The sequence below is a fragment of the Micromonospora sp. CPCC 206171 genome (assembly GCF_036906755.1).
GTDB classification, from domain to species: Bacteria; Actinomycetota; Actinomycetes; order Mycobacteriales; family Micromonosporaceae; genus Micromonospora; species Micromonospora purpureochromogenes.
In genome coordinates this window covers 169609-189604 of sequence record NZ_JBAKHT010000008.1, presented here as the reverse complement: position 1 = coordinate 189604, position 19996 = coordinate 169609, and the positions used below count along the sequence as shown (strand labels likewise).

General features: G+C 73.1%; 22 protein-coding genes. 15 read left to right on the top strand and 7 right to left on the bottom strand.

Going from position 1 to position 19996, the window contains the following annotated elements:
• Positions 1 to 75 precede the first annotated feature (75 nt).
• Positions 76 to 582 carry a GbsR/MarR family transcriptional regulator gene (locus tag V6U89_RS12825; RefSeq protein WP_334571161.1) on the bottom strand — a complete coding sequence of 169 codons (507 nt, stop codon included), beginning with the start codon at positions 580 to 582 and terminating at the stop codon, positions 76 to 78.
• Between the two features lie 92 nt (positions 583 to 674).
• On the opposite strand from V6U89_RS12825, the gene V6U89_RS12820 reads away from it, so the two are divergent.
• Complete coding sequence (locus tag V6U89_RS12820; RefSeq protein ID WP_334571159.1) at positions 675 to 1586, top strand: ABC transporter ATP-binding protein; 912 nt, start codon at positions 675 to 677, stop codon at positions 1584 to 1586.
• Positions 1583 to 3175 carry an ABC transporter permease gene (locus V6U89_RS12815; protein WP_334571158.1) on the top strand — a complete coding sequence of 531 codons (1593 nt, stop codon included), beginning with the start codon at positions 1583 to 1585 and terminating at the stop codon, positions 3173 to 3175. The genes V6U89_RS12820 and V6U89_RS12815 overlap by 4 nt, the downstream gene beginning before the upstream one ends.
• Before the next feature lie 55 nt (positions 3176 to 3230).
• Here the strand turns inward: V6U89_RS12815 and V6U89_RS12810 are convergent, their stop codons facing one another.
• Positions 3231 to 3563 carry an STAS domain-containing protein gene (locus V6U89_RS12810; RefSeq protein WP_154940461.1) on the bottom strand — a complete coding sequence of 111 codons (333 nt, stop codon included), beginning with the start codon at positions 3561 to 3563 and terminating at the stop codon, positions 3231 to 3233.
• Positions 3564 to 3704: 141 nt separating this feature from the next.
• Here V6U89_RS12810 and hemL point away from each other — a divergent pair, with 141 nt between their 5' ends.
• The 6 genes from hemL to ccsB are packed head-to-tail and all read left to right on the top strand — an operon-like array spanning position 3705 to position 9726.
• Positions 3705 to 5042: a glutamate-1-semialdehyde 2,1-aminomutase gene (gene hemL, locus V6U89_RS12805; protein ID WP_334571157.1), complete on the top strand. Its 1338-nt coding sequence runs from the start codon at positions 3705 to 3707 to the stop codon at positions 5040 to 5042.
• A gap of 5 nt (positions 5043 to 5047) precedes the next feature.
• Complete coding sequence (locus tag V6U89_RS12800; RefSeq protein ID WP_334571156.1) at positions 5048 to 5695, top strand: histidine phosphatase family protein; 648 nt, start codon at positions 5048 to 5050, stop codon at positions 5693 to 5695.
• The gene (locus tag V6U89_RS12795) at positions 5695 to 6267 is read left to right on the top strand and encodes a TlpA family protein disulfide reductase (protein WP_334571154.1); all 573 of its coding nucleotides are present in this window, start codon (positions 5695 to 5697) and stop codon (positions 6265 to 6267) included. Before V6U89_RS12800 ends, V6U89_RS12795 begins: the two co-directional genes overlap by 1 nt.
• Positions 6267 to 7121 carry a cytochrome c biogenesis CcdA family protein gene (locus V6U89_RS12790; RefSeq protein ID WP_334571153.1) on the top strand — a complete coding sequence of 285 codons (855 nt, stop codon included), beginning with the start codon at positions 6267 to 6269 and terminating at the stop codon, positions 7119 to 7121. The genes V6U89_RS12795 and V6U89_RS12790 overlap by 1 nt, the downstream gene beginning before the upstream one ends.
• A complete protein-coding gene (resB, locus tag V6U89_RS12785) occupies positions 7121 to 8749 on the top strand; it encodes a cytochrome c biogenesis protein ResB (protein WP_334571151.1) in 1629 nt (542 codons plus the stop codon). The genes V6U89_RS12790 and resB overlap by 1 nt, the downstream gene beginning before the upstream one ends.
• Positions 8749 to 9726, top strand: coding sequence for a c-type cytochrome biogenesis protein CcsB (gene ccsB / locus V6U89_RS12780; RefSeq protein WP_334571150.1), 978 nt, complete (start codon positions 8749 to 8751; stop codon positions 9724 to 9726). The genes resB and ccsB overlap by 1 nt, the downstream gene beginning before the upstream one ends.
• A 150-nt stretch (positions 9727 to 9876) precedes the next feature.
• On the opposite strand, the gene V6U89_RS12775 is transcribed toward ccsB, so the two are convergent.
• Positions 9877 to 10353 carry a MarR family winged helix-turn-helix transcriptional regulator gene (locus tag V6U89_RS12775; RefSeq protein ID WP_334571149.1) on the bottom strand — a complete coding sequence of 159 codons (477 nt, stop codon included), beginning with the start codon at positions 10351 to 10353 and terminating at the stop codon, positions 9877 to 9879.
• A gap of 63 nt (positions 10354 to 10416) precedes the next feature.
• Between V6U89_RS12775 and V6U89_RS12770 the strand changes: the two genes are divergently transcribed.
• On the top strand, positions 10417 to 10971 hold the full coding sequence (locus V6U89_RS12770; protein WP_334571147.1) for a carboxymuconolactone decarboxylase family protein: 555 nt from the start codon (positions 10417 to 10419) through the stop codon (positions 10969 to 10971).
• A gap of 8 nt (positions 10972 to 10979) precedes the next feature.
• Here V6U89_RS12770 and V6U89_RS12765 read toward each other — a convergent pair whose 3' ends face one another.
• On the bottom strand, positions 10980 to 11852 hold the full coding sequence (locus tag V6U89_RS12765; RefSeq protein ID WP_334571146.1) for an alpha/beta fold hydrolase: 873 nt from the start codon (positions 11850 to 11852) through the stop codon (positions 10980 to 10982).
• 168 nt (positions 11853 to 12020) lie between these two features.
• Between V6U89_RS12765 and V6U89_RS12760 the strand changes: the two genes are divergently transcribed.
• Both V6U89_RS12760 and mqnP read left to right on the top strand, forming a co-directional pair.
• Positions 12021 to 13481 carry a menaquinone biosynthesis decarboxylase gene (locus V6U89_RS12760; protein WP_334571144.1) on the top strand — a complete coding sequence of 487 codons (1461 nt, stop codon included), beginning with the start codon at positions 12021 to 12023 and terminating at the stop codon, positions 13479 to 13481.
• Complete coding sequence (gene mqnP / locus V6U89_RS12755; RefSeq protein ID WP_334571143.1) at positions 13481 to 14392, top strand: menaquinone biosynthesis prenyltransferase MqnP; 912 nt, start codon at positions 13481 to 13483, stop codon at positions 14390 to 14392. Before V6U89_RS12760 ends, mqnP begins: the two co-directional genes overlap by 1 nt.
• Positions 14393 to 14495: 103 nt before the next feature.
• Here mqnP and V6U89_RS12750 read toward each other — a convergent pair whose 3' ends face one another.
• On the bottom strand, positions 14496 to 15452 hold the full coding sequence (locus V6U89_RS12750) for a terpene synthase family protein (RefSeq protein WP_334571141.1): 957 nt from the start codon (positions 15450 to 15452) through the stop codon (positions 14496 to 14498).
• 161 nt (positions 15453 to 15613) lie between these two features.
• On the opposite strand from V6U89_RS12750, the gene V6U89_RS12745 reads away from it, so the two are divergent.
• Complete coding sequence (locus tag V6U89_RS12745; RefSeq protein ID WP_334571140.1) at positions 15614 to 16243, top strand: UbiX family flavin prenyltransferase; 630 nt, start codon at positions 15614 to 15616, stop codon at positions 16241 to 16243.
• Positions 16244 to 16314: 71 nt separating this feature from the next.
• Here V6U89_RS12745 and V6U89_RS12740 read toward each other — a convergent pair whose 3' ends face one another.
• The gene (locus V6U89_RS12740) at positions 16315 to 16581 is read right to left on the bottom strand and encodes a BldC family transcriptional regulator (RefSeq protein WP_088959312.1); all 267 of its coding nucleotides are present in this window, start codon (positions 16579 to 16581) and stop codon (positions 16315 to 16317) included.
• A 268-nt stretch (positions 16582 to 16849) separates the two neighbouring features.
• Here V6U89_RS12740 and V6U89_RS12735 point away from each other — a divergent pair, with 268 nt between their 5' ends.
• The 3 genes from V6U89_RS12735 to V6U89_RS12725 are packed head-to-tail and all read left to right on the top strand — an operon-like array spanning position 16850 to position 19302.
• Complete coding sequence (locus V6U89_RS12735) at positions 16850 to 17308, top strand: Lrp/AsnC family transcriptional regulator (RefSeq protein ID WP_154940430.1); 459 nt, start codon at positions 16850 to 16852, stop codon at positions 17306 to 17308.
• A 46-nt stretch (positions 17309 to 17354) separates the two neighbouring features.
• Positions 17355 to 18188, top strand: a complete 834-nt coding sequence (locus V6U89_RS12730; protein ID WP_334571139.1) for an SDR family NAD(P)-dependent oxidoreductase — start codon at positions 17355 to 17357, stop codon at positions 18186 to 18188.
• A 22-nt stretch (positions 18189 to 18210) separates the two neighbouring features.
• Positions 18211 to 19302 carry a PLP-dependent cysteine synthase family protein gene (locus V6U89_RS12725; RefSeq protein ID WP_334571138.1) on the top strand — a complete coding sequence of 364 codons (1092 nt, stop codon included), beginning with the start codon at positions 18211 to 18213 and terminating at the stop codon, positions 19300 to 19302.
• A 9-nt stretch (positions 19303 to 19311) separates the two neighbouring features.
• Here V6U89_RS12725 and V6U89_RS12720 read toward each other — a convergent pair whose 3' ends face one another.
• Positions 19312 to 19932 carry a putative glycolipid-binding domain-containing protein gene (locus V6U89_RS12720; RefSeq protein WP_334571137.1) on the bottom strand — a complete coding sequence of 207 codons (621 nt, stop codon included), beginning with the start codon at positions 19930 to 19932 and terminating at the stop codon, positions 19312 to 19314.
• Between the last annotated feature and the right edge of the window lie 64 nt (positions 19933 to 19996).

The following is a 19996-nucleotide window of genomic DNA, read 5'->3' as shown; positions in this document are numbered from 1 at the left end:
CCCGAAGATCCGCGCACTTTCTCGGAAAGAGTGGCCATTCCCGCGCGAATGGCCACTCTTTCTCGGTATGTGCGGTCAGTTGGGGCGCGGGGGGTGGCCGGTGGCGGCGCGGCGGGCGCGCCAGCGTTCGCCGAGGGAGTCGATCTCCTCCTGGACGAAGACGAAGAAGTCGCGCATCTCGGCGACCCGCTCGCCGCCCGGGGTGCCCGGGCCGTGCAGGGCGTCGACCCCGGCGGTCGCGACGTCGATGAAGTTCTTGTAGATGCCGGTCTTGGTGATGGTGGCCTCGTACCAGGGGTTGTCCGGCACCCGGTAGCGGTCCCGCCGGGAGCGGGGCACCGGCTCCCGCAGCAGCATGCCGAACTGGGTGAGGTAGCGGACGGCGCCGGAGACGGCCGCCGCGCTCACCCCCAGCCGCTCGCCGATCTCGCCGGCGGTCAGTGGGTCGTCGGCGCTCATCACCGTGAACAACACCCGGGCGGCCATCCGGGGGAACCCCACCTCGGCGAAGGCCATCGCCATCCGTTCGACGAAGAGGTGGACCTCCTCGGCGTCCGGGGCGGCACGGCGGTCGTCGGTCATCGGTGGGCGCTCCTCACTACGGGTGGGACATCGACTATGCCTCAGGTCTCACAGTCTTCACGAATTTGTGAAACGAGTGTAGCTTCTGATGTATGGAAACTCCCATCGCGGTGACCGGCCTGGTCAAGACCTACGGTCGGATCCGGGCGCTCGACGGCCTCGACCTCAGCGTCCGCGCCGGAGAGGTGCACGGCTTCCTCGGGCCCAACGGCTCCGGCAAGTCCACCACCATCCGGGTGCTGCTCGGCCTCCTGCGGGCGGACGCGGGGGCCGTCCGACTCCTCGGCGGCGACCCGTGGCGCGACGCGGTCGCGCTGCACCGCCGGCTGGCGTACGTCCCCGGCGACGTGACCCTCTGGCCCAACCTCTCCGGCGGCGAGGTGATCGATCTGCTCGGCCGGATGCGCGGCGGGCTCGACCCGAAGCGCCGCGCCGAGCTGCTGGAGTCCTTCGAGCTGGACCCGCGCAAGAAGGGCCGGGCCTACTCCAAGGGCAACCGGCAGAAGGTCGGCCTGGTCGCCGCGCTGGCCTCCGACGTCGAGCTGCTCATCCTCGACGAGCCGACCTCCGGGCTGGACCCGCTGATGGAGGAGGTCTTCCAGCAGTGGGTGCGCCGGGCCAAGCGGGACGGCCGGACGGTGCTGCTCTCCAGCCACATCCTCGCCGAGGTGGAGGCGCTCTGCGACCGGGTCACCATCATCCGCAACGGGCGGAACGTGGAGACCGGGACGCTGACCGAGCTGCGCCACCTGCACCGCACCGCCATCGACGCCGAGATCTCCGCCCCGCTGGACGGCCTGGCGGACCTCCCCGGCGTGCACGACCTGCGGGTGGAGGGCAGCCGGGTGCGCTTCGACGTGGACAACCGGGCCTTGGACGCCGCGCTGCGCCGGCTGGCTGAGCTGGGCGTACGGAGCCTGGTCAGCCAGCCGCCGACGCTGGAGGAGCTGTTCCTGCGGCACTACGGGACGACGGCCGACGAGTCGGCCGGGGCGAACCGATGAGCACCCTGACCGGCACCCGGCACCTCATCCGGCTGATCCTGCGCCGGGACCGCGTCCTCCTGCCGCTCTGGGTGCTGGTGCTGGCGGTGCTGCCGATGACGTACGCGACGAGCTTCTTCGAGCTCTTCCCGTCCGCCGCCGACCGGGCCGCGTACGCCACCGGCACCGCGACGAACCCCTCGATCGTCGCCCTGCTCGGCCCGGTGTACGGCGACAGCGTCGGCGCGCTCACCGCCCAGCGGGGCGGCTTCCTCACCCTGATCGTCGGGCTGGTCAGCCTGCTCACCGTCATTCGGCACACCCGCACCGAGGAGGAGGCCGGCCGCCGCGAACTGCTCGGCGCCACCGTGCTCGGCCGGTACGCCGGCCTGACCGCCGCGCTGACCGTCAGCTACGCGGCGAACCTGCTGCTCGGCCTGCTCACCGCGGCCGGCCTGGCCGCCACCGGGCTGCCGGCGGCCGGCTCGCTCGGCTACGGGCTGTCGACCGCGCTGGTCGGGGTCGTCTTCGCCACCGTGGGTGGGCTCGCCGCTCAGCTCACCGAGACGGCCGGCGGCGCGCGGGGGATCGCCGTCGGGGTGCTCGGCCTGGCCTTCGCGCTCCGGCTCGCCGGTGACACCGTGGAGCGGGACTGGCCGAGCTGGCTCTCGCCCCTGGGCTGGGCCCCGCGCATCCGGGCGTACGAGGGCGAGCGCTGGTGGGTGCTGGCGCTGCCCGTCGCGCTGACCGTGCTGCTCGGCGCGCTCGCGTACCCGCTGTCGGTGCGCCGCGACCTGGGCGCCGGGCTGCTGCCGCCCCGGCTCGGGCCGGCGCACGCCGGACGTGGGTTGTCCGGGCCGTTCGGGCTGGCCTGGCGACTGCACCGGGGCGCGCTGCTCGGCTGGTCGGTCGGTTTCGGGTTGCTCGGGCTGATCCTCGGTGGCGCGGCGGAAGCGGCCGGCAGGTCGGTCGAGGGCAACGCCCAGCTGGAGGAGATCATGGCCCGGTTGGGTGGTTCGTCCGCGCTCGCCGAGGCGTACCTGGGCAGCACACTCGCCTTCGTCGGCCTGGCCGCCGCCGGCTACGGCATCGCGGCGGCGCTGCGGATGCGGACCGAGGAGGCGGCCGGACGGGCGGAGCCGCTGCTGGCCACCGGGGTGCACCGGTCCCGCTGGCTCGCCTCGCACCTGTTCTTCGCCCTGGTCGGGCCGGTGGTGGTGCTGGCCGTCGCCGGGCTCGCCACCGGGCTCACCTACGGGCTGAGCGTGGGTGACGTGCCGGGCCAGCTGCCTCGGATGCTCGGCGCGGGCCTGGCGCAGGTGCCGGCGGCCTGGGTGCTGGCCGGCCTGGCGGTGCTGCTCTACGGACTGCTGCCCCGGTTCGCCCCGGTGGCCTGGGGGGTGCTCGTGGTCTGCGTGCTGCTCGGTCAGCTCGGCGCGGTGCTGGAGCTGAGCCAGTGGCTGCTGGACGTCTCCCCGTTCACCCACACCCCGCAGGTGCTCGGCGGCTCGTGGACCGCCACCCCGCTGCTGGCCCTCACCGCCCTGGCCGTCCTGCTGACCGGGACGGGCCTGACCGGCTTCCGCCGCCGCGACGTCCCCACCGTCTGATCCGGCCGTGAGGTGGGCGGCGGTTGAGCCGTCCACCGCACGGTCGCGGCGTCGGTCAGGGGGCGGTCTCGTTGCGGATCATCAGGGCGGAGCGCAGCCCGGTGATGTCCAGGACGCGGAGCAGGAAGTCACCGACGTTGCTGAGTACCAGCAGGGTCCGTGCGTGGCTGGCCTTGCGGCTGAGCACGACCAGGGTGCCGAGTCCCTGGGAGTCGCAGAACGTGACGCCGCCCAGGTCGAGCACGATCCGCGGCGGAGGGTCGGCGAGCACCTCGTTGACGACGGTCGACAGCTGGCCGGCCGTGAGCATGTCGATCTCACCGGCCAGGCGAAGCACCACTTCATCGCCCGTCCGGTGTACCGTGATGGACAGTTCGGCACGATCCACCCGGTCAGCCTATCGCGATCTCGACGCCCCGGCCCGGTGAGACCTCTTCGGCCGCCGGGCGCGCGCAGCGGGGTGAGTCTGGTAACCCCGCCCCGGGGTGGCTGCCGATTGGCCGTTCGGCGCTGACACAATGGCGACATCGTGACCGACATATTTTCCGCCGGATCCGGCCGCTACCCGGCCGACGCGCCGGCCTCCGAGGCCCTGTTCGACCGCGCCAAGGCCATCGTGCCGGGCGGGGTGAACTCGCCCGTACGCGCCTTCCGGGCCGTCGGTGGCACCCCGCGCTTCATGGTCCGGGGGGAGGGCCCCTGGCTCTACGACGCCGACGGCCGGCGCTACGTCGACCTGGTCTGCTCCTGGGGCCCGCTGATCCTCGGTCACGCCCACCCCGAGGTGGTCGAGGCCATCCGGGAGGCCGCCGGCAAGGGCACCAGCTTCGGCACGCCGACGCCCGGCGAGGTCGAGTTGGCCGCGGAGATCGTCGACCGCACCCCGGTCGAGCAGGTCCGCCTGGTCAACTCCGGCACCGAGGCCACCATGTCGGCGATCCGGCTGGCCCGGGGCTTCACCGGCCGTTCGAAGATCATCAAGTTCTCCGGCTGCTACCACGGTCACTCCGACGGGCTGCTCGCCGCCGCCGGCTCCGGCGTGGCCACCCTCGGCCTGCCCGACTCGCCCGGCGTCACCGGCGCGGCGGCGGGCGACACCATCGTGCTGCCGTACAACGACATCACGGCGGTGGAGAAGGTCTTCGCCGACGAGGGCCGGCACATCGCCGCGGTGATCACCGAGGCCGCCGCTGGCAACATGGGCGTGGTCGCCCCGCGCGACGGCTTCAACCAGCGGCTCGCCGCGATCGCCCACGCCGAGGGCGCGCTGCTCATCGTCGACGAGGTGATGACCGGGTTCCGGGTCTCCCGCGCCGGCTGGCACGGGCTCGATCCGTCCGACGCCGACCTGTGGACGTACGGGAAGGTGATGGGCGGCGGACTGCCCGCCGCCGCGTTCGGTGGGCGCACCGAGATCATGGACCGACTGGCCCCCGCCGGCCCGGTCTACCAGGCCGGCACGCTCTCCGGTAACCCGCTGGCCTGCGCCGCCGGCCTGGCCACCCTGCGGCTCGCCGACGACGCGCTCTACCGCCGGCTCGACCAGACCGCCGCCGCCGTGGGCCGGCTCGCCGCCGACGCGCTGGCCGCCGCCGGGGTCCCGCACCGTCTGTCGTCCGCGGGCAACATGTTCTCGATCTTCTTCACCGACGCCGAGGTGCGCGACTACGACAGCGCCCGCACCCAGCAGGTGCCCGCCTTCAAGGCGTTCTTCCACGCGATGCTCGCCGCCGGCGTCTACCTGCCGCCGAGCGCGTTCGAGTCGTGGTTCGTCTCGGCGGCGATCGACGACGCCGCACTGGAGCAGATCGCGGCCGCGCTGCCGACGGCGGCGAACGCGGCGGCAGCGGCGGGCCACGGGGGGTAGGGAACGTGAGCGCAACGGTTGTCCACGTGCTGCGGCACGGCGAGGTGCACAACCCGGACCAGATCCTGTACGGGCGGCTGCCCGGCTTCCGCCTGTCGGAGTTGGGCATCCAGATGGCGAAGGCGGCGGCGCAGGCGCTCGCCGAGCGGGAGATCGTGCACGTGGTGGCGAGCCCGCTGGAGCGCGCCCAGCAGACCGCAGAGCCGATCGCCGCCCAGTTCGGGCTCCCGGTCGGGGTCGACGAGCGGCTGATCGAGAGCGCCAACTGGTTCGAGGGCAAGAAGGTCTCGCCGGGCGACGGCTCGTTCCGCGACCCGCGCAACTGGTGGGTGCTACGCGACCCGGTCACCCCCTCCTGGGGCGAGGCGTACCGGGTCATCGCCGAGCGGATGTTCGCCGCGCTGCACGCCGCCCGGGTCGCCGCCGAGGGGCGCGAGGCCGTCCTGGTCTCCCACCAGCTGCCGATCTGGACGCTGCGCCGCCACGTCGAGCGCAAGCGGCTCTGGCACGACCCGCGCCGCCGGCAGTGCGGCCTGGCCAGCCTCACCTCGTTCCACTTCGACGGCGCGAAGGTCACCGGGATCGGCTACAGCGAGCCCGCCGCGCACCTGATCGCGATGTCGACGACAGCCCGGACGGCCAAGGGGGCCTGATGCGTTCCCGGAGGCCGATCGCCGTCCTGCTCGCCGCCGTCACCGCCGGGGCGGCGCTGGTCGGCTGCTCCGCCGAGAACGGGGAGAGCCGCTGCGCCAACGACGGCGGCATCGTCGCGTGCGCGCCGGACCAGCGCTCGGCCGCCCCGAAGATCGCCGGTGAGCTGCTCAGCGGCGGCCGGTACGACGTCGCCGAGGCCCGTGGCCAGGTGGTGGTGCTCAACTTCTGGGGCTCGTGGTGCGCGCCCTGTCGGGCCGAGGCCGACGACCTGGAGGCCACCTACCAGGCCACGAAGGCCGCCGGGGTGACCTTCCTCGGCATCAACGTGCAGGACAGCCGGGACAAGGCGGTCGCCTTCGAGGAGGGCCGGGTCACCTACCCGAGCCTGTTCGACCCGGCGAGCCGGCTGGCGCTCGCCCTGGAGATCCCGCCGAACACCGTCCCGGCCACCGTCGTGCTCGACCGAGACGGCCGGGTCGCCACCGTGATCCGGGCGGCCGTCAAGCAGGACGGCCTGCAACCGATCGTCGAGCGGATCGCGGCCGAGCAGCCGGCCGCCGGTTCCCGCTGATGGGCGAGACGTTCCGCCAGGTCGCCGAGTCGGGTCCGCTGCTGCTGGCGATCGGGGCGGCGGCGCTCGCCGGGCTGGTCAGCTTCCTGTCCCCGTGCGTGCTGCCGCTGATGCCCGGCTACCTGTCGTACGTGACCGGGCTCGCCGGCGCCGACCTGGAGGGGAAGGCGCGCGCCGAGGAGCCCTTGGCCGGCGGCGCGGCCCCCGGTGCCGCGGGCGCGGCCGGCGGCGGGGTGGCCGTCGCGACGCCCGTGACCGCCCGGCCGGCGGCCGCGGTGAAGGGGCGGGTACTCGCCGGGACGCTGCTCTTCATCGCCGGCTTCACCGTCGTCTTCACCGCCACCGCGATCCTCTTCGCCAGCTTCGGCCGGGTCTTCTTCGACCACGAGCGGACGCTGGAGATCGTCATCGGCGCGCTGGTGGTGCTGCTCGGGCTGAGCTACCTGGGCGTGGTGCCCGGCATGCAGCGCGAGTTCCGCATCCATCGGCTGCCCGCCGCCGGGCTGCTCGGGGCCCCGGTCCTCGGCGCGGTCTTCGCGCTGAGCTGGCTGCCCTGCACCGGCCCGACGCTGGGCGCAGTGCTCGGCATGGCCACGGCGGCCGGCAAGACCGACCGGGCCGTGGTGCTGGCCGTGGCCTACTGCCTCGGCCTGGGGATACCGTTCGTCGTCTTCGGGCTGGGCTTCCACCGCCTGCTCGGGGTCTTCCGCGCCGTGCGGCGCAACAGCCGCTGGGTCACCCGCATCGGTGGCGTCCTGCTGATTCTGATCGGCCTGGCGCTGGTCACCGGCGGTTGGCAGAACTTCGTGATCTGGTTGCAGACGACCGTGGGCGTGGGCGAGGTGAGCATCTGATGACGACCGTGGAGGACCGGCCGGCCACCCCACCGGCCGAGGCGCCCCGGCGGCGGCCCAACCCGGCGCTGGCCCTGCTGCGCAACTCGTGGCGGCAGCTCACCAGCATGCGTACCGCCCTGGTGCTGCTCTTCCTGCTCGCGGTCGCCGCCATCCCCGGCTCGGTGCTGCCGCAGCGCGGCGTCAACCCGGAGAAGGTGAACGAGTACTTCCGGGCGCACCCGGAGCTGGCCCCGCACCTCGACCGGATCGGCGCCTTCGAGGTCTTCGGCTCGGTCTGGTTCTCCGCGATCTACCTGCTGCTGTTCACCTCGCTGGTCGGCTGCATCCTGCCCCGGATGCGCGACCACCTGCGCGCGCTGCGCTCCCGGCCGCCGGCCGCGCCGAAGCGGCTGGAGCGGCTGCCGCAGCACGTGGTGCTGCCGGCGCACGCGCCCACCGACCCGGCGGCGATCGCCGCCGTGCTGCGCCGGCGCCGCTGGCGGGTCGAGGTACGCGGCAACGAGGTCTCCGCCGAGAAGGGCTACCTCAAGGAGACCGGCAACCTGCTCTTCCACACCTCGCTGGTCGCCGTGCTGATCGGCGTCGCGCTCGGTTCCTGGTACGGCTGGCACGGCAACAAGCTGCTGGTCGCCGGCGAGGAGAACGCCTTCTGCAACACCCGCCAGCAGTACGCGGAGTCGTCGCTCGGCCCGCGGGTGGACAGTGCCGACCTGCCGCCGTTCTGCCTCACCCTCGACGACTTCGAGGCGAAGTACTTCCCGAACGGGCAGCCGGCGCGCTACCGGGCCACGGTGACCGTGGACGGGGTGCCCGGCGAGCCGACCCGGACCGCCCAGTTCTCGGTCAACTCGCCGCTACGGCTGGACTCGGCCAACGTCTACCTGCTCGGCCACGGGTACGCCCCGATCCTGAAGTACACCGACCGGTACGGGCGCAGCCAGACGAGCACCACCCCCTTCCTGACGACTGGCGACGCCAACGTCACCGAGGAGGGTGTCGCGGTCTTCCCGGACGCCAACGTCGACCCGAAGACCGGCAAGCGGGCTCCGGACCAGCAGGTCGCGTTCGACGGGATCTACATGCCCACCGCCCCGGACGAGGGGCCGTTCAACCGCTCGGTCTGGCCGGAGGAGCGGAACCCGGCGGCGCTGCTGATCGCCTACCGGGGCAACCTCGGACTGGACGCCGGCATCCCGGGATCGGTCTACCAGCTCGACCAGCGACAGATCGACAACGGCAAGCTCACGCAGGTCGGCGAGAAGAAGCTGGCCGTCGGCGAGAAGTGGACCCTGGACGACGGCAGCACGCTGGAGTTCGTCGGCACCGAGCCGTACATCACGGTCTCCGTCCGGTACGCCCCCGGGCAGACGCTGATGCTCGGCGCCTGCGTGGTGCTGCTGGGCGGGCTGATGGGTTCGCTCTTCGCCCGGCGCCGGCGGGTGTGGTTCCGGGTGACCCCCGCCGACCCCGACAGTGGATCTCCGACGAGCGGTAGTAGCTTGGTGGAGGCCGGTGGGCTGCCGCGCACCGAGCATCCAGGGTTCGCCGACGAGTTCGCGCAGCTGGTGGCCGCGGTCAGCGGCGACGAGCGGCCCGACGGGCGGGCGCGAGAAGGAGTCGAGTGATGTCCGCAGTCTCCGACCAGCTGGTGACGTTCGCGATCCTGGCGTACCTGGTCGCGATGATCAGCCACGCCGTCGAGTACGCGCTGGGCAACGTCCGCGCGGTGTCGGCCGCCCCCGCCCGTGAGCTGGTCGGCGCCGGGGTGGGCGCCACCGGCGGCCCGGTCGACGCCCCCGCCGCCCCGGTGGCCGCCGAGACCCGGCGGAGCCGGTCGGCGCAGCGGGCCCGGCTGGCCGGGCGGGTCGCCGCCGGGCTCACCGTGCTGGCCGCCGCGCTGCACCTCGGGGCGCTGGTCACCCGGGGCATCGCCGCCGAGCGGATGCCCTGGGGCAACATGTACGAGTTCGTGCTGACGGTCACCTGGATCGGCACGGCCGCCTGGCTGGCGGTGCTCGTCAAGCGCCCCGCGCTGCGCCGGCTGGGACTCTTCCTCACCCTGGTGATGGTGCTGCTGCTCGCCTTCGCCGAGCTGAAGCTCTACGTCCAGGTGGTGCCGCTGATGCCGGCGCTGCAGTCGTACTGGTTCATCGTCCACGTGTCGACGATCGTGTTCAGCTCGGGCATCTTCCTGCTGGGCGTGGTGCCGGCGGTGGCGTTCCTGATCCGCAACGGGTACGAGCAGGGCAAGCGGAGCTTCCCGTACACGCTGGCCCGGCGGCTGCCCGCGGCGGCCGGCCTGGAGCGGCTGACCTTCGCGCTGCACGCCTTCTCGTTCCCGGTCTTCACCTTCGCGGTGATCGCCGGCGCGATCTGGGCCGAGGCGGCCTGGGGCCGGGCCTGGGGCTGGGACCCGAAGGAGACCTGGGCGTTCATCTCCTGGGTGGTCTACGCCGGCTACCTGCACGCCCGGGCGACCCCGAGCGTGAAGCGCAACGTGGCCACCTGGATCGCCGTGCTCGGCTTCCTGACCATGCTGATGAACCTGTTCGGGGTGAACTTCTTCTTCACCGGCCTGCACTCCTACGCCGGGGTGGAGTGACCCGGCCGGTCCACGCCGAGCGCGACCTGGTTGGCGACCTCCGGCACGTCGGCCAGCTGACGGAGGCCGATTCAATGATCGTCTGCGGTTTGCCGGCGCGACACGCCGAGTGAGGCGTCGGAGAACCGCAGACGATCACGGGTGGACGGGTCAGCCGCCGAACCAGCCGGGTACGTCGAGGCGGAAGAAGTTGGGCTGGGCGATCGCGCGCAGGTCGTCCTCCATCGCGCTGACCCGCTCCTCACCGAGGGTGGCGGCCCAGCGCTCGCGCAGCGCGTCGAAGACGACCGCCGAGCGGCGCAGCCCGTCGGCCCCCCGCTCGGTCATCCGGACCAGCTTGCGCCGGGCGTCGGCGGGGTCGTCGGCGCGTTCCAGGTAGCCGAGGGCGACCAGCCGGTCGACGGTCTTGCCGGCCGCCTGCTTCGAGACGCCGAGGCGCTGGCCCAGCTCGCCGGCGGTGGTGCCGTCGACGCCGACGGCCTGGAGGACGAAGCCGTGCAGCGGCCGCAGGTCCGGGTGTCCCTGCCTGGCCAGCTCGGCGTGCAGGTCGTCGATGAGGGTACGGAAGCCGGCCAGCAGCAGCAGGGGCAGCACGAAGCCGGGACGCTCCGACTCAGGCGTTGTCATGTTCGACAACCTCGTTTACTATTTGGTCAACCACGTTGACTATCGTACCCGAGGGGTTCCGCCATGTCCGTCTTCACCGCCCACACTGCCGAGACCGCGCCCGCCGCCGCCCGCCCCACCATGGTCGGCGTGCAGCGCAGGCTCGGTCACCTCCCCGAGGCCGTCGCCCGGATGGCCGAGTCGCCCGAGCTGCTCAAGGGCTTCCTCACCGCCAACGCCACCTTCGAGGCCACCGACCTCGACCCGGTCGAGCGCGAGGTCGTGGTGCTGACCGTCGCCACCCGCAACGAGTGCCACCTCTGCGTGGCGATGCACACCGCCACCCTCACCCGGCACGGCGTCGACCCGGCGCTGGCCGCCGCGCTGCGGGCCGGCGCGCCGCTGGCCGAGGCGAGGCTGGAGGCGCTGCGCCGGTTCACCGTCGCCGTCCTCGATCACCGGGGCGCGGTGCCCCAGGGCGAGCTGGACGCGTTCCTCGCCGCCGGCTGGCGTCCCCGGCACGCCCTCGACGTGGTGCTCGGCGTCGGCACGTACACGATCTCCACCTTCGCCAACCGGCTCACCGACGCCCCGCTCGACCCCGCCCTGGCCAATTACGCCTGGGAGCCGGCCGCCTGACCGTGGGCTCAGTCCCGCAGGAACGGCAGCACCAGAGCAGCCAGCTCCGCCGGTCGCTCCTCGAAGAGCCAGTGGCCGCAGTCCTCGACCACCTCGCCGGTGACTGTGCCGGCGTACCGGCGGACCTGGTCGGCCACCTGCTCGCCGAGGCTGGCCCGGGCGCCGACGGCGAGCACCGGCATGGGCAGCTTCGTCGCCCGGTACGCCGCGTTGTCCGCGATGTCCTGCCCGAACGCACGGAAGTACGCAAAGCTGGCCCGCAGGTGGGCCGGTTCGCGCAGGTGCCCGGCGTACTCCTCGATGTCCTCCGGCCCGAGGCTGCCCTTGTTCACCATGATCGAATCGGTGAAGCGGTCCACCCAGAGGGCCTCGCGGCCGGCGACCAGCTGCTCCGGCAGCCCGTTCGTGACGTTGAAGAAGCCGAAGTTCCACACCCCCGGCCCGGCGGTGCTGAGCGCGGGGAACGCGTAGATGCTCTCGTCCGGGATCGGCGCCTCGGTCAGCACCAGCCGGGACACCTCGTCGGGATGGGCCGCGGCGTAGGCGTAGGCGACCATGCTGCCCAGGTCGTGGCCGACCAGCCGGACGTCGCCGGTCAGGCCGAGCCCCATCAGCAGCCTGTGCAGGTCGGCGGCGAGAGTCTTCTTGTCGTACCCGTCGAGCGGGGCGTCACTGTCGCCGAAGCCGCGCAGATCGGGCGCAACCACCTCGTAGGAGCGCTTCAGCTCGGGCAGCAGGCGACGCCACATGCGCCAGCACTGCGGATAGCCGTGCAGCAGCACCAGGGTGGGTCCGCTGCCGCCGCGCACGTAGTTCATCGTCACGTCGCCGACCTGCGCCCGCTGCTCGGTGAATCCCGCCGGAACCCGTCCGTCGCCCATTCTCGCTCCCCGCCTCGACCGGCGGCTCGACTACCCGGCCGGCCGCCGACCATGCCGGCGGAACGCCTCGGCGTGGGCCCTCCGCCGGGTGGAGCCGTGGGGAGACGCACACCGCCCGGGGGAGACCCGGCGTGGGCGGGGCGTCCCGGGGTGCGGGAGACTGGCGGCATGGCGGCTCGTGGCTTCCCGTACACCGATCTCAAGGACTTCCTCGCGGCGCTGGAGCGCGCGGGTGAGCTGCGGCGGGTGAGCGTCCCGGTCGACCCCACGCTGGAGATCAGCGAGGTGGTCACCCGGACCGTCCGCGCGGGCGGTCCGGCGCTGCTCTTCGAGCGGCCCACCCGGGGCGAGATGCCGCTGGCGATCAACCTCTTCGGCACCGAGAAGCGGATGGCGATGGCGCTCGGCGTCGAGTCGCTGGACGAGGTCGGCGACCGGATCGGCGCGCTGGTCAAGCCGGAGCTGCCGGTCGGCTGGTCGGGCATCCGCGAGGGCCTGGGCAAGGTCCTGCAGCTCAAGTCGGTGCCGCCGCGCAAGGTGAAGACCGCGCCCTGTCAGCAGGTGGTCTACCGCGGCGACGACGTCGACCTGAACCGGCTGCCCGGCCTGCAGGTCTGGCCCGGCGACGGCGGGATCTTCCACAACTACGGGCTGACCCACACCAAGCACCCGGAGACCGGCAAGCGCAACCTCGGGCTCTACCGACTCCAGCAGCACAGCCGCAACACGCTGGGCATGCACTGGCAGATCCACAAGGACTCCACCGCGCACCACGCCGTCGCCGAGCGGCTCGGGCAGCGGCTGCCGGTGGCCGTCGCCATTGGCTGCGACCCGGTGGTCAGCTACGCGGCGAGCGCGCCGCTCCCCGGCGACATCGACGAGTACCTGTTCGCCGGCTTCCTGCGCGGCGAGCGGGTCGAGATGGTCGACTGCCTCACCGTGCCGTTGCAGGTGCCCGCGCACGCACAGATCGTGCTGGAGGGCTACCTGGAGCCCGGCGAGCGGCTGCCCGAGGGGCCGTTCGGCGACCACACCGGCTTCTACACCCCGGTCGAGCCGTTTCCGGTGCTGCACATCGAGGCGATGACCATGCAGCGCGACCCGGTCTACCACTCGATCGTCACCTCCAAGCCGCCGCAGGAGGACCACGGCCTGGGCAAGGCCACCGAGCGGATCTTCCAGCCGCTGCTCAAGCTGCTGATCCCCGACATCGTCGACTACGACCTGCCGGCCGCCGGGGTGTTCCACAACTGCGCGATCGTGTCGATCCGCAAGCGCTACCCGAAGCACGCGCAGAAGGTGATGAACGCGATCTGGGGCGCGCACCTGATGTCGCTGACCAAGCTGATCGTGATCGTCGACGAGGACTGCGACGTGCACGACTACAACGAGGTCGCCTTCCGCGCCTTCGGCAACGTCGACTACGCCCGGGACCTGCTGCTCACCGAGGGCCCGGTGGACCACCTCGACCACTCGTCGTACCAGCAGTTCTGGGGCGGCAAGGCCGGCGTCGACGCGACCCGCAAGCTGCCCGCCGAGGGCTACACCCGGGGCTGGCCGGAGGAGATGACCATGTCGCCGGAGGTCGCCTCCCTGGTCGACAAGCGCTGGAAGGAGTACGGGATCTGATGACGGCCGTGCTGGAGCCCGTCGAACGCCCGGGCCGGGTGAAGTCCTTCCTCAAGCTGGTCGCGATCGAGCACTCCGTCTTCGCGCTGCCCTTCGCGTACCTGTCGGCGCTGACCGCGATGCGGGTCGACGGCGGGCGGGTGCGCTGGCTCGACCTGCTGCTGATCACCGTGGCGATGGTCGGGGCGCGGACGTTCGCGATGGCCGCCAACCGCATCCTCGACCGGCGGATCGACGCCCGGAACCCGCGTACCGCGAACCGGGAGCTGGTCACCGGGGCGGTGAGCGTGCGCACGGCCTGGACCGGCGCGGCCGTCGCGCTGGTGGTCTTCCTGGCCGTCGCCGCGCTGCTCAACCCGCTCTGCCTGGTGCTCGCGCCGCTGGCGGTGATCCCGCTGGTCGTCTACCCCTACGGCAAGCGGTTCACCAACTGGCCGCACGCCATCCTGGCGATCGCCCAGGCGGTCGGCCCGGTCGGCGCCTGGCTCGCGGTCACCGGCACCCTGGACGGCTCCTGGCCGGCCTGGCTGCTCGGCGCGGCGGTGGGGCTCTGGATCGGCGGCTTCGACCTGATCTACGCCTGCCAGGACTCCGAGATCGACCGGGAGATCGGCGTGCACAGCGTGCCCGCCCGGTACGGGCGGCGCTTCGCGCTGCACGCCTCCACCGTCGCGCACGTGGTCACCTTCGCGCTGTTCATCTGGTTCGGCGCGCTGGTCGGCTTCGGCTGGCTGTGGTGGATCGGCCTGGCTTTCACCGCCCTCGCCTTCGGCTACCAGCACGTGGTGGTCAGCCCCACCGACCTGAGCAAGGTCAACCGGGCGTTCTTCACCGCGAACGGCTTCGTCGGCATCGCCCTCTTCCTCTTCGCCCTGCTCGACCTCACCATCCGCCTCCACCTCCACCCCTGACCGACCCCACCCCGGCCAAGATTTCGCGCAGTTTCGCGGAAAGAGTGGCCATTCCACGCGCCGAGGCCACTCTTTCGGTGTAAGTGCGGCCACAAAAGCGGGGTCAGGGGGTGGGGTAGCGGGCGCTCTCCAGGGTCCAGTCGACGGTGCCGCGGACGGCGTTGGCGACGCCGTCGAGGTGGGTGGTGACGGCCGGGTCGAGGGCGGGGCCGAACGACGGCACGTCGGCGCGGAGCGCGACGAAGCGGTCCATCGCCGCCCGCCAGCGCTCGGCGGTCAGCTCCACGGCGGTGTCCAGCGGCACCCCGCGCTCGCCGGCCACCGCGAGCACCAGGTTGTGCCCGCCCGAGGTGGCCCGGTCCCGCTCCAGCGAGGCGAGGTCGTTGTACCAGGAGAGCAGGTCGTTGCCGAGCTCGCCGATCCGGCGCAGCGCCGGGTGGTGGTAGACCGGGTCGGGCAACGGCCGCCCGGTGGCGAACTCGATCAGCGGGTACGAGACGTACGCCGCCGACGTCGCCCGGCGCAGCTGGACGTACTCGGCCACCGAGGGGCGCCGCCCGAGGTCCTTGGCGACCGACTCCCGCCAGGTGCCGTCCAGGTGGTCGGCGACCGCGTCGGCGAACCGCAGCCGCCAGCGGGCCGGCATCCGGCGCCGGGGCACCCGCCAGGCGTCGACCAGCAGCCGGCGCAGCGGCCCGCCGAACCCCGGGTGCCGCCGGCGTGGGCCGTCCCGCAGCAGGCTCACCGCCCCGGCCCGCACCGCCCTGATCTGCTCCGGCGCGAGCCGGTCCGGCCCGTCGCACGCGTCGTCGACCAGGAAGAACCAGGTGAACAGGGCGGCCAGGGTACGCAGGTCCGGCTCGGTGGCGTCCGGGTAGAGCCGGCCCGCGTACCGGGCGAAGCCGGCCCGGTCCAGCCGCTCCCGGGCGCTGGCGTCCAGCGGTACGCCCAGTCGGCGCAGCCGGTCCAGCAGCCACTCCTGCACCGGGTCCGCGTACGGCGAGAGCCGGGGCGGGATCGGGCACCCGGCCCGCAGCGACCGGAGCACCTCCTCGACCATGGCTCGATCCCTTCCCGTGCGGCGTGGGCGCCGACGGCAGCATGGCAGGTCCGCCGCGCTCCCGCCGTCCCGGCGCACAGCGGGGTGCCCCGGCGACACGCAGCGCAGCGGTCGGGGGGCCGCCCGGCGGAGCGCGGCGGCGACCAGGCAGGCTGGACGACATGCGCGAACCATGGGTGGTCGGGGTCTCCGGCGCGTCCGGCACCCCGTACGCGGCGGCGGTCGTCAACGGGCTGCTCGACGCCGGCGAGCCGGTGGACCTGATCGTCTCCCGGGCCGCCCGGCTGACCGTGCTCGACGAGACCGGCCGCCCGTTCCGGGACGGCCACTGGGCCGAGGACCTGGCCGCCTGGCTGGGTCGGGACCTCGCCGACGCCGACGTGCGGCACTGGCCGGCCGGCGACATCGCCGCCGGCCCCAGCAGCGGCTCCTACCGGGTACGCGGGATGGCGGTGGTGCCGGCGAGCACGGCGGCCTGCGCCGGCATCGCCATCGGGCTCTCCAAGGACCTGTTGCAGCGCGCGGCCGAGGTCAACCTCAAGGAGCGCCGGCCGGTGGTGGTGGTGCCCCGGGAGACGCCGGTGACCCGCAGCCACCTGGAACACCTGATCGCGTTGCACGACGCCGGGGCGGTGGTGCTGCCGGCCAGTCCGGGCTTCTACGGCTCCGGGGCCTCGGCCACCGCACAGCAGCTGGTCGACTTCGTGGCCGGCAAGGTGCTGGACGCGCTCGGCGTGTCGCACACGTTGTTCCGGCGGTGGTCGGGGCAGTTGGCCGCCGACCGGTCGTAGCGAAGCGGAACCTCGCCTCAGACGGGCGCGGACCGGACCTGTCGGCCGGCCCGCGATCCGTCTCGCACCATTCAGTACATCCCGGCGTTGGCCGGCCCCGGTCCGGTCGAGGCGGCGGGGCCGACATTGCGCGGCTTGCCGATGTCCTCCCCCTCGTCCAGCATGCCCTCCCCTTCCAGCAGGGCCCGCACCTCGGATTCCCGAAACCGGCGATGCCCGCCTGGAGTCCGGATGCTGCCGATCCGGCCGGCCGCCGCCCATCGCGTCACAGTCTTCGGGTCAACCCGAAACAACGCGGCAACCTCACCCGGTGTCAGCAGGCGATCTCCAGTGTCCACAGCCCCCTCCTCGCGTCGACGAAGCCCCCGGCTGAACACACTGCCCCCGGCTGGTGCGAGCCCAGAGCCGTCATGAGGGACGTATGGCAATTACAGCACCAGCGACCTGGCCTGTCCGCCAAACGCGAAAAACGCACTGAGTGGGAAGTTAGGAAATATTACCCGGGTCAGGCCTCCATCACACTGAGTCCGTAAATAGTTACGTGTTGTCATGTTCAACGGGTGCCGGCCGTCCGACGTTACGCCCGGACAGCTAGGGTCACCTTCCGTGGACGCCATCGACCTGAGCCTCGTCGACCTGCTGCGCGGCAACGCCCGACTGTCGTACGCCGAACTCGCCCGGCAGGTCGGCCTCTCCGCCCCCGCCGTGCACGAGCGGGTCGGCAAGCTGGAATCCGGTGGCGTGATCCGGGCGTACCGGGCGGAGGTGGAGCCGGAGGCGGTCGGGCTCGGCGTGACCGCGCTGATCGGCATCGTCGAGGACTCCGGCGGGGACACCGACGACGTGCTGGAGGCGTTCCGCCAGATGCCCGAGATCGAGTCCTGCTACTTCATGGCCGGCGTCGAGTCCTTCCTGCTGAAGGCGCGGGTCGGCACGATCGCCGAGCTGGAGGCGCTGATCGTGCGGCTCAACCGCACCCCGGGCGTGGCGTCCACCCGCACCGGCATCGCCCTGTCGACCAAGTGGGAGAACCGCCCGCAGCCGCTCGGGTCGCCCGGGAGCTGACCGTCCGGCTCTGGCGTCGCCCGCCCGGCGGCGATACCTTGCGCCGATGACGACCCCCGTACGCGGCGCCGCCGTGGTCACCGGTGCGGCCGGCGGGCTGGGCCGGGCCATCGCCGCCGCGCTGCACGCCGACGGCTGGGCCGTCCTCCTGACCGACCTGGACGCCGACGCGGCCGCCACCGCCGCCGCGCCGCTCGGTGGCTGGTCCCGGGCGCTGGACGTGCGCGACGAGGCGGCCTGCGCCGAGGTCGCCGCCGAGGCGGCTGGCGGGACGGCCGGCGGGCTCGGGCTCTGGGTCAACAACGCCGGCATCCTGGTCACCGGGCCGTCCTGGGAGCACGACGCGGCGACCCGGCGTCGGGTGGTCGAGGTGAACGCGCTCGGCGCGATGACCGGCACCCTGGCCGCGCTGGCCGTGATGCGCGCGCAGGGGCGCGGGCACGTGCTCAACGTCGTCTCCCTCGCCGGGCTGATCGCCGCGCCCGGCGAGACCGTCTACGCGGCCAGCAAGCACGCCCTGCTGGCGTTCAGCCTCGGCACCCTGGCCGACCTGCGGATGGCCGGCCTGACCGACGTACACGTGTCGTGCCTGTGCCCGGACGGGATCTGGACGCCGATGCTGCACGACCGGCTCGACGACCCGGGCGCGCTGGCCTCCTTCACCGGGGCGATGCTCACCCCGCAGCGGGTCGCGGCGCGGGCCGCCCGGCTGGCCCGCCACCCTCGCCCGGTGGTCAGCCTGCCGCGCTGGCGCGGCGCACAGGTACGGCTGCTGGACGCGCTGCCGCGGCTGGCGCTCGCGCTGACCCCGGTGGTCCGGGCCGTCGGCCGGGCCGGGCAGCGCCGCCAGCGGCACCGGGTCGGGCCGGACGGGAGCTGAGCTCACTTGTAACGTTGCCGGCGTGACTCATCTCGACCGGTGTGACGAGGCCAGCCGGACCTGGGTGACCGAGGCGATCGCCACGGTCGAGGCGGACGCGAACCGCTCCGCCGACACCCACCTGCTGCCCTTCCCGCTGCCCCGGGCCTGGGGGATCGACCTCTACCTCAAGGACGAGTCGGTCCACCCCACCGGCTCGCTCAAGCACCGGCTGGCCCGCTCGCTCTTCCTCTACGGGCTCTGCAACGGCTGGATCGGCCCGGAGACCACCATCATCGAGGCGTCCTCCGGCTCCACCGCGGTCTCCGAGGCGTACTTCGCCCGGATGCTGGAGCTGCCGTTCGTGGCGGTGATGCCCGCCTCCACCTCACCCGAGAAGATCGCCCAGATCGAGTTCCACGGCGGGCGCTGCCACCTGGTGGAGGACCCGGCCAAGGTGGTGATCGAGGCGCGCTGGCTGGCCGAGGACAGCGGCGGGCACTACATGGACCAGTTCACCTACGCCGAGCGGGCCACCGACTGGCGGGGCAACAACAACATCGCCGAGTCGATCTACGCGCAGCTCTCGCTGGAGCGGCACCCGATCCCGGCCTGGATCGTGGTGGGCGCCGGCACCGGCGGCACCAGCGCCACCATCGGCCGGTACGCCCGTTACCGGCGGCTGTGCACCAAGCTCTGCGTGGTCGACCCCGAGAACTCGGCGTTCTACCCGGCCTGGCAGGCCGCCGACTGGTCGGTACGCACCGGTCGCGGCTCCCGGATCGAGGGGATCGGCCGGCCGACCGTCGAGGCGTCCTTCCTGCCCTCGGTGGTGGACCGGATGACCCAGGTCCCGGACGCCGCCTCGCTGGCCGCCATGCGCGCCGGCTCGGCCGTGCTCGGCCGCCGGGTCGGCGGCTCCACCGGCACCAACCTCTGGGGCGCCTTCGGGCTGATCGCCGAGATGCTCGCCGCCGGGCGGACCGGTTCGGTGGTCACCCTGATCTGCGACGCCGGCGGAAGGTACGCCCACACCTACTACGACGACCACTGGGTGGCCGCGCAGGGGCTGGACCTGGCCCCGCACCTGGCCACGATCGAACGGTTCCTCGACAGCGGCGCCTGGCCGGCCTGACCGGCCGGCTCAGCGGGCGTCGACCCGCTCGGCCAGCCCGGGATAGTGCCGCACCAGGCCGTCGGCGTCGAGGGTCAGCTCGGCCCGGAAGCCGTCGCTGGCGAACCGGACCCGTCCCGGCCCGAGCGGGGTGTAGACCTGCTCGGCGGGGACCACCTCCAGGCTCGGCGCCAGCACCCACGCCACGGTGACCGTGTGCGGGAGGTCCGGCGTCGCCCCGGTCAGCCCCAGCCGCCGGACCGGCAGGGCGTTGAAGAGCGGCGACCCGCTCAGGTCGACGTCGAGGGCGTCGTACAGCCGGTCCGGGTCGTCGGCGCCCGGCAGCCCGGCCGGCGGCTGCCCGGCGGCCCGCAGTGCCGCGTCGAGGTCGCCCTGCTCGGCGGTGGTCACCCGCCAGCCGTCCGCGCCGCGCTCCAGCCGCACCCGCCGCGACCAGCCCGCCCCCTCGGCCGTCACCTCCAGCGACCTGGTGGCGCCGTCCGCGTCGGCGGCCAGCTGGTAGCGGCACGTCCAGGGGATCGGGTCCACGGCAACCTGGGTGCCGTGCGCGACGAACCCGGGGCCGTCGTCGAGGACGGCGTGCTCGGCACCGGCGATGTCCGTCCGGCTCCAGAAGAGTGACCTCGGCATGATTCGGACGCTACGCCAGCCGGCCGACCCCGGCAGCGCATGCGGAAACGCCGCCGCGGAGCGC